The 12369-nt window shown below is 69.6% G+C and carries 16 protein-coding genes; 6 read left to right on the forward strand and 10 right to left on the reverse strand.

Features of this window, described 5'->3' with window-relative positions:
- Position 1: 1 nt before the first annotated feature.
- Positions 2-745 (reverse strand): YggS family pyridoxal phosphate-dependent enzyme, encoded by a 744-nt coding sequence (locus tag BLQ62_RS15455; protein ID WP_068568825.1) that lies wholly within the window; start codon positions 743-745, stop codon positions 2-4.
- Positions 746-808: 63 nt separating this feature from the next.
- Between BLQ62_RS15455 and BLQ62_RS15460 the strand changes: the two genes are divergently transcribed.
- Entirely contained in the window at positions 809-1051 is a 243-nt protein-coding gene (locus BLQ62_RS15460; protein ID WP_068521248.1) for a hypothetical protein, read from the forward strand.
- A 12-nt stretch (positions 1052-1063) separates the two neighbouring features.
- Here BLQ62_RS15460 and dnaG read toward each other — a convergent pair whose 3' ends face one another.
- From dnaG to BLQ62_RS15475, 3 genes are all read right to left on the reverse strand, one after another.
- Positions 1064-2995 carry a DNA primase gene (gene dnaG, locus BLQ62_RS15465; protein ID WP_068568827.1) on the reverse strand — a complete coding sequence of 644 codons (1932 nt, stop codon included), beginning with the start codon at positions 2993-2995 and terminating at the stop codon, positions 1064-1066.
- A gap of 140 nt (positions 2996-3135) precedes the next feature.
- On the reverse strand, positions 3136-4461 hold the full coding sequence (locus BLQ62_RS15470) for a deoxyguanosinetriphosphate triphosphohydrolase (RefSeq protein ID WP_068530001.1): 1326 nt from the start codon (positions 4459-4461) through the stop codon (positions 3136-3138).
- A complete protein-coding gene (locus BLQ62_RS15475; protein ID WP_068529998.1) occupies positions 4462-4923 on the reverse strand; it encodes a cold-shock protein in 462 nt (153 codons plus the stop codon).
- A gap of 82 nt (positions 4924-5005) precedes the next feature.
- On the opposite strand from BLQ62_RS15475, the gene BLQ62_RS15480 reads away from it, so the two are divergent.
- On the forward strand, positions 5006-5416 hold the full coding sequence (locus BLQ62_RS15480) for a lipoprotein LpqH (protein WP_068529996.1): 411 nt from the start codon (positions 5006-5008) through the stop codon (positions 5414-5416).
- A 60-nt stretch (positions 5417-5476) separates the two neighbouring features.
- Here the strand turns inward: BLQ62_RS15480 and BLQ62_RS15485 are convergent, their stop codons facing one another.
- Positions 5477-6892 (reverse strand): glycine--tRNA ligase, encoded by a 1416-nt coding sequence (locus BLQ62_RS15485; protein ID WP_170842918.1) that lies wholly within the window; start codon positions 6890-6892, stop codon positions 5477-5479.
- A gap of 114 nt (positions 6893-7006) precedes the next feature.
- Between BLQ62_RS15485 and BLQ62_RS15490 the strand changes: the two genes are divergently transcribed.
- Together BLQ62_RS15490 and BLQ62_RS15495 are read left to right on the forward strand one after the other, a co-directional pair.
- Entirely contained in the window at positions 7007-7408 is a 402-nt protein-coding gene (locus BLQ62_RS15490; protein ID WP_082756951.1) for an ArsR/SmtB family transcription factor, read from the forward strand.
- Positions 7409-7410: 2 nt separating this feature from the next.
- Positions 7411-7821 carry a Fur family transcriptional regulator gene (locus BLQ62_RS15495; protein ID WP_414929938.1) on the forward strand — a complete coding sequence of 137 codons (411 nt, stop codon included), beginning with the start codon at positions 7411-7413 and terminating at the stop codon, positions 7819-7821.
- 6 nt (positions 7822-7827) lie between these two features.
- Here the strand turns inward: BLQ62_RS15495 and BLQ62_RS15500 are convergent, their stop codons facing one another.
- From BLQ62_RS15500 to BLQ62_RS15520, 5 genes are read right to left on the reverse strand one after another with little or no spacing between them, the layout of a single operon-like run.
- The gene (locus BLQ62_RS15500) at positions 7828-8433 is read right to left on the reverse strand and encodes a TetR/AcrR family transcriptional regulator (RefSeq protein ID WP_068568829.1); all 606 of its coding nucleotides are present in this window, start codon (positions 8431-8433) and stop codon (positions 7828-7830) included.
- Entirely contained in the window at positions 8430-9614 is a 1185-nt protein-coding gene (locus BLQ62_RS15505) for an NAD(P)/FAD-dependent oxidoreductase (protein WP_082756952.1), read from the reverse strand. Before BLQ62_RS15505 ends, BLQ62_RS15500 begins: the two co-directional genes overlap by 4 nt.
- Positions 9611-9799 (reverse strand): rubredoxin, encoded by a 189-nt coding sequence (locus tag BLQ62_RS15510; RefSeq protein WP_068529986.1) that lies wholly within the window; start codon positions 9797-9799, stop codon positions 9611-9613. The genes BLQ62_RS15505 and BLQ62_RS15510 overlap by 4 nt, the downstream gene beginning before the upstream one ends.
- A 38-nt stretch (positions 9800-9837) precedes the next feature.
- The gene (locus BLQ62_RS15515) at positions 9838-9999 is read right to left on the reverse strand and encodes a rubredoxin (protein WP_068529983.1); all 162 of its coding nucleotides are present in this window, start codon (positions 9997-9999) and stop codon (positions 9838-9840) included.
- Complete coding sequence (locus tag BLQ62_RS15520; RefSeq protein ID WP_231857765.1) at positions 9996-11192, reverse strand: alkane 1-monooxygenase; 1197 nt, start codon at positions 11190-11192, stop codon at positions 9996-9998. Before BLQ62_RS15520 ends, BLQ62_RS15515 begins: the two co-directional genes overlap by 4 nt.
- A 275-nt stretch (positions 11193-11467) precedes the next feature.
- Between BLQ62_RS15520 and BLQ62_RS15525 the strand changes: the two genes are divergently transcribed.
- Complete coding sequence (locus tag BLQ62_RS15525; protein ID WP_068529970.1) at positions 11468-11926, forward strand: MarR family winged helix-turn-helix transcriptional regulator; 459 nt, start codon at positions 11468-11470, stop codon at positions 11924-11926.
- Positions 11923-12345: an organic hydroperoxide resistance protein gene (locus BLQ62_RS15530; protein WP_068568830.1), complete on the forward strand. Its 423-nt coding sequence runs from the start codon at positions 11923-11925 to the stop codon at positions 12343-12345. Before BLQ62_RS15525 ends, BLQ62_RS15530 begins: the two co-directional genes overlap by 4 nt.
- Positions 12346-12369: the final 24 nt, after the last annotated feature.

Genomic DNA, 12369 nt, shown 5'->3' on the forward strand with positions numbered 1-12369 from the left:
ACTACTGTTCCCCGGGCCAGTAGTGGCTGTCGGGCAGCGCACGCGAGCCGAAGATCGCCTGGCCCACACGCACGCAGGTCGAACCCTCCTCGACGGCGGTCTCGTAGTCCCCGGACATCCCCATCGACAGCTCGACCGCCTCGGGCCAGTCCTGCACGGCCCGGTCGCGGACGTCCCGCAGGCGCCGGAAACAGGCGCGCACCCGTTCCTCGTCGGAGGAGAACTCGGCGAGCGTCATGAAGCCGCGCACCCGCAACGACGCGAAGGCCGGCAACTCGGCGAGGAAGGCCGGCACCTCACCGGGCGGAAGCCCGTACTTCTGCTCCTCGTCGGAGGTGTTCACCTGTACGTAGACATCGAGCCCGCGGCCCAGCGCCTGCAGCCGCCGGTCGAGCGCCTCCGCCACGCGCACGCTGTCGAGGGCCTGGAACTCTGCGGCGACCGCGGCGACGTCCTTGGCCTTGTTGGTCTGCAGATGCCCGATCACGGCCCAGGAGACGTCCAGATCGGCCATCTCCGCGCTCTTGCGCTTGGCCTCCTGCACCTTGTTCTCCCCCAGCTCGCGGCAGCCGGCGGCGACGGCGAGACGCAGCCGCTCCTGGGGCACCGTCTTGCTGACGGGGAGCAGGCGCACGTCCGACGGTGACCGCCCCGCTCGGGCGGCCGCGGCGTCGATGCGGCGCACCACCTCGGCGATGTTCGCCTCGAACTCTGCGGTCGTCTGCGCGGGCGGGTACGAGCTCATGCTCCGAGCCTATCGGCCGGGGACCGCCCGCCGGTGCGGGGTCGCGGCCGGTACAGTGGCGGCATGATGCGACTGGTTATCGCCGCAGGTGCGGGCTACGTGCTGGGCACCAAGGCCGGACGCCGACGGTACGAGCAGATCAACCGCACCGCGAAGGCGATCGCCACCAGCCCCGCCACGAAGAAGGCGGTGGAGATCGGGCGGCGCAAGCTCGCCGAGCAGCTCAATCCCGATCCGAAGATGCGCACCATGCGCGAGATCGACGCACAGACGGTGATCTACTCCCCCAAGACCGATCTGGACTGATCGGGCCGCTGGTCAGTACCCGGAGTCACCGACGGCCAGCTTGAGCAGACTCTGCCGATAGCTCTCGAGCGCGACGAGATCACCGAACAGGCGGTTGTAGTCGTCGTCGGCGCCCGGCGACATCCGTCGCAGCTTCGACTTCAGGTCGGCCACCTGGGCACCGACCCACACCTCCTGCAGCCGCGCCATCACCGATTCGACGTACCGCGGCGAAGGATCCCCTGCCACCTGCATCGGTTCCACCGCGAGCTCCGTCACCAACGGCTCGAGCACCGGCCCGTCGACGTGCCGCACCACCGTGTCGACCCACTCCGGTCCGCCGAGGCCGGCCGCGATACCGCCGGCGGCCTCGATGGCCAGCCGCACCGCGCGGTAGGCGGGGTCGGTGAACATGTCGTCGGAGAGCGCGTCGAAGACCATGCCGGCCAACGAGGGCACCTGTAGCGCGGCCTTGAGCACCTCGCGCTGCACCCACAGCACCGGATCGGACGGGTCGGGCCGTTGCGGCCCCGCCGGCTTCACCTGGGCCACCGGGGCGGCCGGGGCGGGCTCGCGGAACCGGTTGTTCGACGGTGCCGGCGCGCCCGGCGCGGGGCGTCCCTCGCCGCGGCGGATGCGGGCGGACTCCTCGCGGACCCGGCGCAGCACCTGCGTGACGTCGTCCCAGCCGACCCACCCGGCGAGCTGGCGGGCGTACTCGTCCCGCAGCGCCATGTCCTTGATCCGCGCAACCACGGGCACCGACCGGCGCAGGGCGTGCACACGCCCCTCGGCGGTGTCCAGATCGAACTCGGTGATCAGTGTCTTCACCGCGAACTCGAACATGGGCACGCGCTGCGCGATCAGATCGCGTACGGCCTCGTCGCCGTGCTTCTGGCGCAGCTCGCAGGGGTCCATCCCGTCGGGCGCGACGGCCACGAAGGTCTGCCCGGCGATCTTCTGGTCGCCGTCGAAGGCCTTCATCGCGGCGGCGCGGCCGGCCTCGTCGCCGTCGAAGGTGTAGATGACCTCGCCGCGGAAGTAGCTGTCGTCCATCATGAGTCGCCGCACGAGCGAGACGTGGTCCTCGCCGAACGCGGTACCGCAGGAGGCCACGGCGGTCTCCACGCCCGCGGAGTGCATGGCCATCACGTCGGTGTAGCCCTCGACGACCACCACCTGGTGCCCCTTGGCGATGTGCTTCTTCGCGTGGTCGAGGCCGAACAGCACCTGGGACTTCTTGTAGAGCATGGTCTCGGGCGTGTTCATGTACTTGCCGAGGTTGTCGTCGTCGAAGAGCTTGCGCGCGCCGAAACCGATCACGTCGCCGCCGAGGTTCTTGATGGGCCACAGCAGCCGCCGATGGAAGCGGTCGATCGGGCCGCGCTGCCCCTGCTTGGACAGGCCCGCGGCCTCCAGCTCCTTGACCTCGAAGCCCTGCCGCAGCAGGGCCTTCGTCATCGTGTCCCAGCCCGATGGTGCGTAGCCGCAACCGTAGAACGCCGCGTCCTCCGCGGTGAACTCACGATCCGTGAGGTACTTCCGGGCCACCTCCGCCTCCGGGGTGCGCAGCTGCTCGGCGTAGAACTTCTGCGCGGCGGCGTTGGCGGCGACCAGTCGCATGCGCGTGCCGCGGTCCTGCTTCGGGCCGGGCCCGCCGCCCTCGTAGGTGATCTGGATGCCGACCTTGTCGGCGAGCTGCTCGACCGCCTCGACGAACGGCACGTGCTCGATCTTCTGCAGGAAGGAGATGACGTCGCCGCCCTCACCGCAGCCGAAGCAGTGGAAGAAGCCCTGCGTCGGGCGGACGTGGAAGCTGGGCGTCTTCTCATCGTGGAAGGGACACAGACCCTTCATCGACCCCACGCCGGCGGGACGCAGCGCCACGTATTCGCCGACGACGTCCTCGATGCGCGCACGGTCGCGGATCGCCGCGATGTCACGCTCCGGGATTCTGCCGACCACGTGACGAGTCTACGTGCGTCCGGGGCGGCGCTCCCCGCCGGACACGGCTCACCGCACGCTCGCCGTAGGGTGACCGCCTCGGCCCCGCATCTGCCGCCGCGATCGAAGCGGGCGTCCGCGGACGGAGCGGCAGGGCGCGATCAGGTGCGCTCGTACACCACCTGGTCGAGCCGTTCCAGCCGCGTCTCGGTCATCGAGGCGATCTGGTCGACGACCACGCGCAGGCGGACGGCGTCGGAGTCCGCGGCCAGGTACGCCGGGGAGTAGAGCGGATCGATGTTCGACGGTGACGCGCCCATCAGGTAGTCCGCGACGCGCAGGATCCGGTCCCGCTGCCCCTGCTGGATGGCCAGGTGCATCTGGTTGGAGTAGATGTACTGCAGCGCCATCGTTTTCAGCAGGATCACCTCGGCACGCACCGACGGCGGCACCTCGACGTTCGCCTCGTACCGGCACACGGGCTCGTTGCCGGTGGCAGCCCGGGTGGCGTCGATCGCCGCGGAGGCGAAGCGGCCCACCAGCTCGCTGGTCATCCGCTTGAGCGCCACGGACGAGGCGAGGCCACCGTCGTACTTCGCCGCGGCCGCCACCACCTCGAACGAGGCGAGGCGGGCCCCGGCCTCCTCGAGTTCGGCCGCCTCGGCACCGCGGAAGCTGCTGGCACCGAATCCGGAGAGGCTGCGCACCTCCTCCGGCGACGACAGCGCGCGCAGGTCCAGTCGCCCGGACAGGACGCCGTCCTCCACGTCGTGCACGGAGTAGGCCACGTCGTCGGACCAGTCCATGACCTGCGACTCGAGGCACTGACGCGTGCCGTACGGCCCGTCCTCGCCCCCGCGCATCCAGTCCAGGACGTGGGCGTCGTCGTCGTAGACCCCGAACTTCCCGCCGGGTTCGCGCCGCAGCCACGGGTACTTCGTGGCGGCGTCGAGCGCCGCGCGGGTGAGGTTGAGGCCGACCGACTCCCCCGCGGCGTCCAGCACCTTGGGTTCGAGCCGGGTGAGGATGCGCAGGTTCTGCGCGTTGCCCTCGAAACCGCCGATGTTCCGCGCGACCTCGTCGAGCGCCCGCTCGCCGTTGTGGCCGTAGGGCGGGTGCCCGATGTCGTGCGCGAGCCCGGCGAGATCCACCAGGTCCGGGTCGCAGCCGATGCCCAGGGCGATGCCTCGCCCGATCTGGCTGACCTCGAGCGAGTGGGTCAGCCGAGTGCGCGGCGTGTCGCCCTCACGCGGGCCGACGACCTGCGTCTTGTCCGCCAGCCGACGCAGCGCGGCGCTGTGCAGCACGCGGGCGCGATCCCGGGCGAACGCGGAGCTGTGCCCCTCCCAGCGCAGAGCCTCCCACTGGGGGCCCGAGAACAGCGTGGGCTCCGAGTCCGCTTCGAGCCCCGCCGTTTTGGGCGGTTCGGCGACGAGGCGTTCGACGTCGGCCGGCTGATAGGCGGCCGGACCGGGCAGGCGCGGCACCTACTCGGTGACCCAGCCGCGAGCGAAGGCGAAATCCGCGATCCGCTGGCGGATCTCGATGATCTGACCGGCGGTCAGATCGTCCGAGGAGTCGAGCAGGAGCTCGGTGAGCTCGTCGACGAAGGACTGCATGTCCAAGGAGCCCGAGGCCGAACGCGGTGCCGCATCGCGGCGGGGCCGCTGCTCGCGCTGATCCCGGCGATCTCCCCCGCGCTGGTCGCGGTTGTCCCGGCGCGGCGCCGAGGAGGCCGCGGGCGCGCCGCCCACGACGGCGACGTTGACGGCCTTGAGCCCCTTGTCGCCCTTCTCGATGTCGAACGTCACGTCGGTGCCCGGCCGCAGCGCCGACTCGTCGAAATCGATGTCGTTCACATGGAGGAAGACGTCCTCGCCTCCCGCGTCCGGCGCGAGGAAGCCGAAGCCGCGCTGCGTGTCGAAGTGGACCACCTTGCCGTTCGTCATGTCCCGAGTATCCCACAGGGAGGCGCGGCGACCTGGGAGCGCGGCGCCGGACCGGCGGCGATCCACCGGTAAGTTGTGGCACATGAAGACAGCGGCAGTCGCCCTCGCGGGCTGCACCCTCGTGGCGCTCGCGGCGTGCACCTCCCCCAACACCGACTCCAGCACCGTGGTCGAGATCGACGGCAAGGCCGAGAGCGCGGCCGAGTACGTCAACGCCGGGTGCCAGCGCAACGGCGAGACGATCACCGTCGGCTCCGGCAGCGTGCAGACGGCACGCGGCGTCGGCGCCATCCTCACCGACGGGAATCCGCCCACGGTGAACACGCTGTTCATCGCCACCGGCGGCAACGCGATGACCGTCGTGAACACGCCGGTGGGCAAGGTCGGATCCGCCCGGGTGTCGAAGGCCGGTAACCGCTACTCCATCACCGGCGAGGCCCGCGCCGCGAACCTCGACACCAAGAAGTTCCGCATCGAGATCACCTGCAGCTAGACGACCGAACGACGGCCGCCCACCCCGCGAGCGCGGGGTGGGCGGCCGTCGTTCACCGGGTCAGCAGCCGGCGAGGCGCGCACCCAGGTACTGCTGGATCTCGGTGAGCGGCACGCGCTCCTGCGCCATCGTGTCGCGCTCGCGGACGGTCACGGACTCGTCCTCGAGGGTGTCGAAATCGACGGTGATGCAGAACGGCGTACCGATCTCGTCCTGGCGGCGGTAGCGCTTGCCGATGCCCTGCGCATCGTCGAACTCCACGTTCCAGCACTGCCGCAGCTGCGCCGCCAGTTCGCGGGCCTTCGGCGAGAGCTTCTCGTCGCGCGAGAGGGGCAGGACGGCGACCTTCACCGGCGCGAGCCGGCGATCCAGCTTGAGCACGACGCGGGTATCGGTGCCGCCGTTGGCCTTCGGCACCTCTTCCTCCGTGTAGGCGTCCACCAGGAAGGCCATCAGCGAGCGGGTGAGACCCGCTGCGGGCTCGATGACGTACGGGGTGTACCGCTCGCCCGTCTGCTGATCGAAGTACTCCAGCGACTCGCCGGAGTGCTTCGAGTGCGTGCCGAGGTCGAAGTCGGTGCGGTTGGCGATGCCCTCGAGCTCGCCGAACTCGCTGCCGGCGAACTCGAACCGGTACTCGATGTCGACGGTGCCCTTGGAGTAATGGCTCAGCTTCTCCTGCGGATGGGTGAACAGGCGCAGGTTCTCCGGCTTGATACCGAGGTCGGTGTACCACTTGAGGCGGTAGTCGATCCAGTACTGGTGCCAGGTGTCGTCCTCGCCCGGCTTGACGAAGAACTCCATCTCCATCTGCTCGAACTCACGGGTCCGGAAGATGAAGTTGCCGGGCGTGATCTCGTTGCGGAAGCTCTTGCCGATCTGGCCGATGCCGAACGGCGGCTTCTTGCGGGCCGTGGTCATCACGTTCTTGAAATTGACGAAGATGCCCTGGGCCGTCTCCGGGCGCAGGTAGTGCATGCCGTCCTCGGACTCGATCGGACCGAGGTAGGTTTTGAGCATCATGTTGAAGTCGCGCGGCTCGGTCCACTGCCCCTTGGTACCGCAGTCGGGGCAGACGATGTCCGTCATCGGGACGTCGTCGGGATCGATCTCCTCGCCCTTGGCCGCCCGCTTCTCGGCGAAGGCCTCCTGCAGGTGATCCTGACGGTGCCGCTTGTGGCAGTTCAGGCACTCCACGAGCGGGTCGTTGAAGACCGAGACGTGACCCGAGGCCACCCACACCTGACGGGGCAGGATGATCGAGCTGTCGAGGCCCACGACGTCGTCGCGCGAGGTGACCATGTTGCGCCACCATTGCTTCTTGATGTTCTCCTTGAGCTCCACGCCCAGCGGCCCGTAGTCCCAGGCCGACTTCGTACCGCCGTAGATCTCACCCGACGGGTAGACCAGGCCCCGGCGCTTGCACAGGTTGGCGACGGTATCGACTTTTGTTGCTTTGGCCACGGCGCGCTTCATCTCCGACGGGTTGTGAGAAGGAAAAACGTACGCATCGACTCTACCGTTCGCCCGATGCGCGGCGGCGGGACGGGACGACTCACGGGCGGCCGCTTGACGTGGCCGATGCCGCATATGAAAATGATTGTTGATAACAGGAGGTCTCCCATTCCCACCGACATCGTCCCGACCGCGGTCGTCGCCGACTGCCCCGTCGATCCCGAGGACCCGCCGCGCGCGCACCCCGCCCCCGAGGTGCTGACCGCGACGGGCGACCTGTTGCGGGCCCTCGCGGCCCCGGTCCGGATCTCCATCGTGCTCGAGCTCATGCACTCCGAGCTGTGCGTCCACCAGCTGGTGGACCTGCTCGGGGTGACCCAGCCGCTGGTCAGCCAGCATCTGCGGGTGCTCAAGTCCGCCGGCGTGGTGCGCGGCGAGCGCAACGGCAGGGAGATCGTCTACCGCCTCGTCGACGATCACCTCGCCCACATCGTGGTCGACGCGGTCGCCCACGCGACCGAACGGCCGGGGGCGTGAGCGTGAGCACCAGCGCGGCCAAGGGCACCGGCGTGCGCGCGACCAAGCAGCGCGGCGCCATCACCCAGGCCCTGCGCTCCGTGTCGGAGTTCAAGTCCGCCCAGGAACTGCACGAGCAGCTCCGCGCCGACGGCGAGTCGATCGGCCTGACCACGGTCTACCGGAACCTGCAGGCCATGGCCGACGCGGGCGCGGTGGACACCCTGCGCACCGACAGCGGCGAGGCCCTGTTCCGGCTGTGCTCCGACGAGCACCATCACCACCTGGTCTGCCGGGAGTGCGGGCGCACCGTCGAGGTGACCGACCGCGCCGTCGAGTCCTGGTCCGCCCGGACCGCTGCGGCACACGGATTCACCGAGGTGACGCACACCCTGGAGATCTTCGGCCGCTGCGCCGACTGCCCCGGCTCGTGAAACGGATCAGGCCCGCACGGCCTGCGTGAGGAACGGCGAGAGCACCGAGGCGACCTCGCGGGCCGCCTCCTCCGGGCCCTCGATCGGCATGGTGAGGTGGCTGAACGCGAGCCGCACCAGGACGCCCGAGGCCACCTGCGCCTCGGCCCGCCGCACCTGCGCCCAGCTCATCGCCAGGATCTCCGCCAGGCCCTCCGAGGCCCGCTGCATGATCGGCGTGCCGTCGATCGTCACGATCCCCATCAGGTCGCGGTGCGGGTTCGGCCCCACGATGTTGATGACCACCGGGTCGCCCATGCCGATCTGGAAGACGCCGCGCATCGCGTCCTCGACGGCGGCGTCGATCTGGCCGGGGTTGGCATCGATCCGCTCCTGCACGTAGGCCAACAGACCATCGACGAAGCGGGTCACGTAGGCGACCGCCATGCCCTTGCGGGAACCGAACTCGTTGTAGAGAGTCTGCCGGCTCACGCCCGCCTCCCGCGCGACGGCGGCCATCGTGACGGCCGACCACTCACGCCCCCGCAGAAATCCGCTGACCGCGTCGAGCGCCTGATCCCGCACCGATTGCTTCGGCGCGGCATCGGCATCGCGTCCGACGAGGACGGTCATCGTGCGACCGCCGCCGCGATCTGCTCGGACAGCTCCCCGCGCACCGCGCGCAACTCCTTGGGCCGGCCCATCGCCACCGCGCCCGCCAGGGCGCCGTCACGGTGGCACCGCGCGAAGAAGGGATCGCCACTCGCTGCGTCCATGGGGCCGTCCACCTCCAACTCGTCCTCCGCCGCGGGCCATCCCGCGAACTGCAGCACCGCCCCGAACTGGTTCGACCAGCCCCACGGGACCGTGGGAGCGGGCGAGCCGCCGAGGAGTACCTGCGCCACCGCGGTGCCCTGGTCCTGCGCCGCCGACCAGTTCTCGGCGCGGTAGGTGCCGCCGTCCAGCGGATGGGGCACCCGCGCGCAGTCGCCGACGGCGTAGACGCCCTCGGCGGACGTGCGGTACTGCTCGTCGACCAGGATACCGTCGTCCACGCGCAGAGCGAGACGCTCCGCGAGGCCGGTGTCGGGCGACGAGCCGATCGCCACCACCAGCAGGTCGGCGACGAGGGCCCCGCCTCCCGGCACGGCCACGGAGACCTGGTCGGGCTCGACGGTGATCTCCCCCGGCCGGACTCCGAGCAGCAACTCGACGCCGGCGTCGCGCTGCAGGCCAGCGAGCCGGCGACCGATCGACGGGGGCACGACGCGCACCAGCGGCAGGGGCGCCGGCTCGACGACGGTGACCGCTGCGCCCAGTTTCGCCGCCGCGGAGGCCACCTCCGAGCCGATGAGTCCGGCGCCCAGCACGATCACCCGGCCGGAACGGCGCAGATCATCGCGCAGGGCGATCGCGTCGCCGAAGTCCCGCAGGTACCGCACGCGCGGGGCGGGCGGCAGACCGGGCAGCTCGCGCGCCGCGGCGCCGGTGGCGAGCACCAGCGAGCCGTACGTGAGGACGGCACCGTCGGAGAGCTCCAGCGTGCGGGCGGCGGTGTCCCCACCCGTGACGGTGGCGCCCGTGCGGACCGCGACCCCGACGTCCTCCCAGTGCGTCGCGGGCTTGAGGAGCGCCTTCTCGACGGGCATGCCGGTCAGGAGGACGTCCTTCGACAGCGTGGGCCGCCGGTAGGGCAGGTGCGGATCGCGACCGACGAGCGTCACGTCCCCGTCGAATCCGCCGGTCCGCAGCGCCAGGGCCGCGGTGGCGCCCGCGACGCCCGTGCCGACGATCACCACGCCGTCGGTGCTCATCCCCGCGCCACCTCGACCATCTCGAAATCGGCCTTGGCGGCGCCGCAGTCGGGGCACGACCAGTCGTCGGGGATGTCGTCCCAGCGGGTGCCGGGCTCGATGCCGTCCTCGGGCCAACCCTCGGCCTCGTCGTACTCGAAGCCGCACTGCAGGCAGCGGAAGAGCTTGAAGGGTGCGTCACTCATGGTGGGTTCCTTTCTCGGAGATACGATTCGGCGCGGCGTCAGACCGGCTCGAAGTCGACCTTGTCGCGAACCCCGCAGTCGGGGCAGTTCCAGTCGTCCGGGATCGCGTCCCAGGCGGTGCCGGCGGGCCATCCCTCCCGGGGCGCTCCGGCGGCTTCGTCGTAGACGTAGTCACAGACGGGGCACTTGAAGGAGCTCATGCTGCGGCCTGCTCTCCGGTCGTCGTGGCGCCGTACTTGGCGAGCACCTTGTCGCGGACGCGGGGGTGGATGTTCACCTTGGTGATGTCGCCGTCGTAGTGGTCGAGGACGCGGTGATCCATGATCTTGCGCCACAGCGGCGGGAAGTAGGTCACGCCGATCAGCGTGGCGTAGCCCTGGGGCAGCGACGGGGCCTCCTCGAACGAGCGGAGCGTCTGGTAGCGACGGGTGGGGTTCGCGTGGTGATCGCTGTGCCGCTGCAGGTGGTAGAGGAAGACGTTGGTGACGATGCGGTCCGAGTTCCAGGAGTGCTTCGGCGCGCAGCGCTCGTAGCGGCCCGAGGCGGTCTTCTGGCGCAGCAGGCCGTAGTGCTCGAGGTAGTTCACCGACTCCAGGAGGCTGAATCCGTACACACCCTGCAGGATCAGGAACGGCAGGACGTACCAGCCGAAGATCGCGGTCAGCGCGCCGTACAGCACGACGGTCATGATCCAGGCGTTGAGCACGTCGTTCTTCAGCGTCCACGGGCTCTTGCCGAGGCGCTCCAGGCGGGTCTTCTCGAGGTTCCACGAGGACTTGAGGCTGCCCCAGACGCTGCGCGGCAGGAACTCCCAGAAGGTCTCGCCGAAGCGGCCGCTCGCGGGATCCTCCGGCGTGGCGACACGCACGTGGTGGCCGCGGTTGTGCTCGATGAAGAAGTGGCCGTACATGGCGGGCGCGAGGGTGAGCTTGGCGATCCAGCGCTCGTTCTCGGGCTTCTTGTGGCCGAGCTCGTGGCCGGTGTTGATGCCGATGCCGGTGACGACGCCGAGGCTGAGCGTGACACCGATCTGGCTGATCAGGCTGAGACCGCCGCCACCGGCGTAGACGCCGCCGAGCCAGCTGAGGTCGTCCGCGGTGAGGAAGTAACACATCGCCACCAGCGAGGCGAGGTGGCACGGGAGGAAGATGTAGGTGAGCCACTTGTAGTAGCGCGAGTTCTCCAGCGCCTCCATGACCTCCTCCGGCGGGTTCTCGCCGTCGTCACCGGCCTTGATGTCGACGATCGGGAGGATCACGTACAGCAGCAGCGGGCCGATCCACCACAGCACGGGCGCCAAGTACATCAGCGGAGTGTTGCCGAGGCCGAGCAGCTTCATCAGCCCCACGGCGAAGAACAGGGCGGTGGGGACGAACAGCCCCCACAGCCACATCCGCTTCTTGTGATCGGTCCAGACGGCTTCCTTGCCGTCCGCGTCGATGTAAGCCAGGCCCTTCACGGTGCCCTCCTTGATCCGTTCGCCCCATCGGGGCTGTGACTGAGGTCATACGCTCTGCGATCAGTATTTGACACTCTGGCTCGCCTTGTCAAGCAGTCAGTGGACATTTTCACGCACGCTGTAAAGGTCCAGGTAGACATGCGACTCTCGTTCGTACAGTCGTGCGGAATTCGATTGCGCACAACTGAGTTGCGTGTCATTCTTGTCGGGTGGATGCGGATCAGAACCTGGACGAGCAGCTGTGCTTCGCGCTGTACTCGGCCGCGCGGGTGGCGGCGAGCGCCTACCGCGATGAGCTGTCGGCGCTGGGCCTGACGTACACCCAGTACGTCACGCTGCTGGCGTTGTGGGAGCGCGACGGCGTCACCGTGTCGGCTCTGGGCGAACGCCTGCGACTCGACAGTGGCACCCTCTCGCCGTTGATCCGTCGACTCGAGGGAGCGGGCCTCCTCGAACGCCGCCGCGACCAGTCCGACGAACGACTGGTCACGGTCCACGTCACCGACGAGGGGCGTGCGCTGCGCCCCGTCGTCGACGAAGCCCGCCGCCGGGTGTACGAGGGCTTCAACCTGCCCGTGGAGGACGCGATCCTCCTGCGTGACCTGGCGAACCGGTTCTCCGCAGCGCATACCCGTACCACCCGCACCCCATCAGGAGGAACCTCATGAGCCCCGCATACACCGCCGAGGCGATCGCCACCGGAGCAGGCCGCGAAGGCCGTACCCGCACCGACGACGGCCGCGTCGATCTGCAGCTGGCCATCCCCACCGAGCTCGGCGGCTCGGGCGACGGATCGAATCCCGAGCAGCTCTTCGCCGCCGGCTACGCCGCGTGCTTCCACTCCGCGCTGCAACTGGTCGCCCGGCAGCAGAAGGTCGCGCTCGGCGATTCGAGCGTCGGCGCCAAGGTCGGCATCAGCCCCAACGACGCGGGTGGGTTCGTCCTGAACGTCGACCTCGAGGTCGTCATCCCCGAGGTCGAGCACGACGCCGCCCAGGCCCTCGCAGACGCGGCGCACCTCGTCTGCCCGTACTCGAACGCCGTGCGCGGCAACATCGATGTGACCGTCACGGTCACCGACGACTGACCCGATCACCCCATCAACAGAGGA

It is taken from the genome of Tsukamurella pulmonis (assembly GCF_900103175.1).
In the GTDB taxonomy this organism is placed as follows: Bacteria; Actinomycetota; Actinomycetes; order Mycobacteriales; family Mycobacteriaceae; genus Tsukamurella; species Tsukamurella pulmonis.

Excerpts from the sequence above, each read along its gene's own strand:
- BLQ62_RS15455 (WP_068568825.1), bottom strand. The coding sequence starts at position 745 with ATGAGCTCGTACCCGCCCGCGCAGACGACCGCAGAGTTCGAGGCGAAC.
- BLQ62_RS15460 (WP_068521248.1), top strand. The coding sequence starts at position 809 with ATGATGCGACTGGTTATCGCCGCAGGTGCGGGCTACGTGCTGGGCACC.
- BLQ62_RS15475 (WP_068529998.1), bottom strand. The coding sequence starts at position 4,923 with ATGACGAACGGCAAGGTGGTCCACTTCGACACGCAGCGCGGCTTCGGC.
- BLQ62_RS15480 (WP_068529996.1), top strand. The coding sequence starts at position 5,006 with ATGAAGACAGCGGCAGTCGCCCTCGCGGGCTGCACCCTCGTGGCGCTC.
- BLQ62_RS15485 (WP_170842918.1), bottom strand. The coding sequence starts at position 6,892 with ATGAAGCGCGCCGTGGCCAAAGCAACAAAAGTCGATACCGTCGCCAAC.
- BLQ62_RS15490 (WP_082756951.1), top strand. The coding sequence starts at position 7,007 with ATGAAAATGATTGTTGATAACAGGAGGTCTCCCATTCCCACCGACATC.
- BLQ62_RS15500 (WP_068568829.1), bottom strand. The coding sequence starts at position 8,433 with ATGACCGTCCTCGTCGGACGCGATGCCGATGCCGCGCCGAAGCAATCG.
- BLQ62_RS15505 (WP_082756952.1), bottom strand. The coding sequence starts at position 9,614 with ATGAGCACCGACGGCGTGGTGATCGTCGGCACGGGCGTCGCGGGCGCC.
- BLQ62_RS15510 (WP_068529986.1), bottom strand. The coding sequence starts at position 9,799 with ATGAGTGACGCACCCTTCAAGCTCTTCCGCTGCCTGCAGTGCGGCTTC.
- BLQ62_RS15515 (WP_068529983.1), bottom strand. The coding sequence starts at position 9,999 with ATGAGCTCCTTCAAGTGCCCCGTCTGTGACTACGTCTACGACGAAGCC.
- BLQ62_RS15520 (WP_231857765.1), bottom strand. The coding sequence starts at position 11,192 with ATGTGGCTGTGGGGGCTGTTCGTCCCCACCGCCCTGTTCTTCGCCGTG.
- BLQ62_RS15530 (WP_068568830.1), top strand. The coding sequence starts at position 11,923 with ATGAGCCCCGCATACACCGCCGAGGCGATCGCCACCGGAGCAGGCCGC.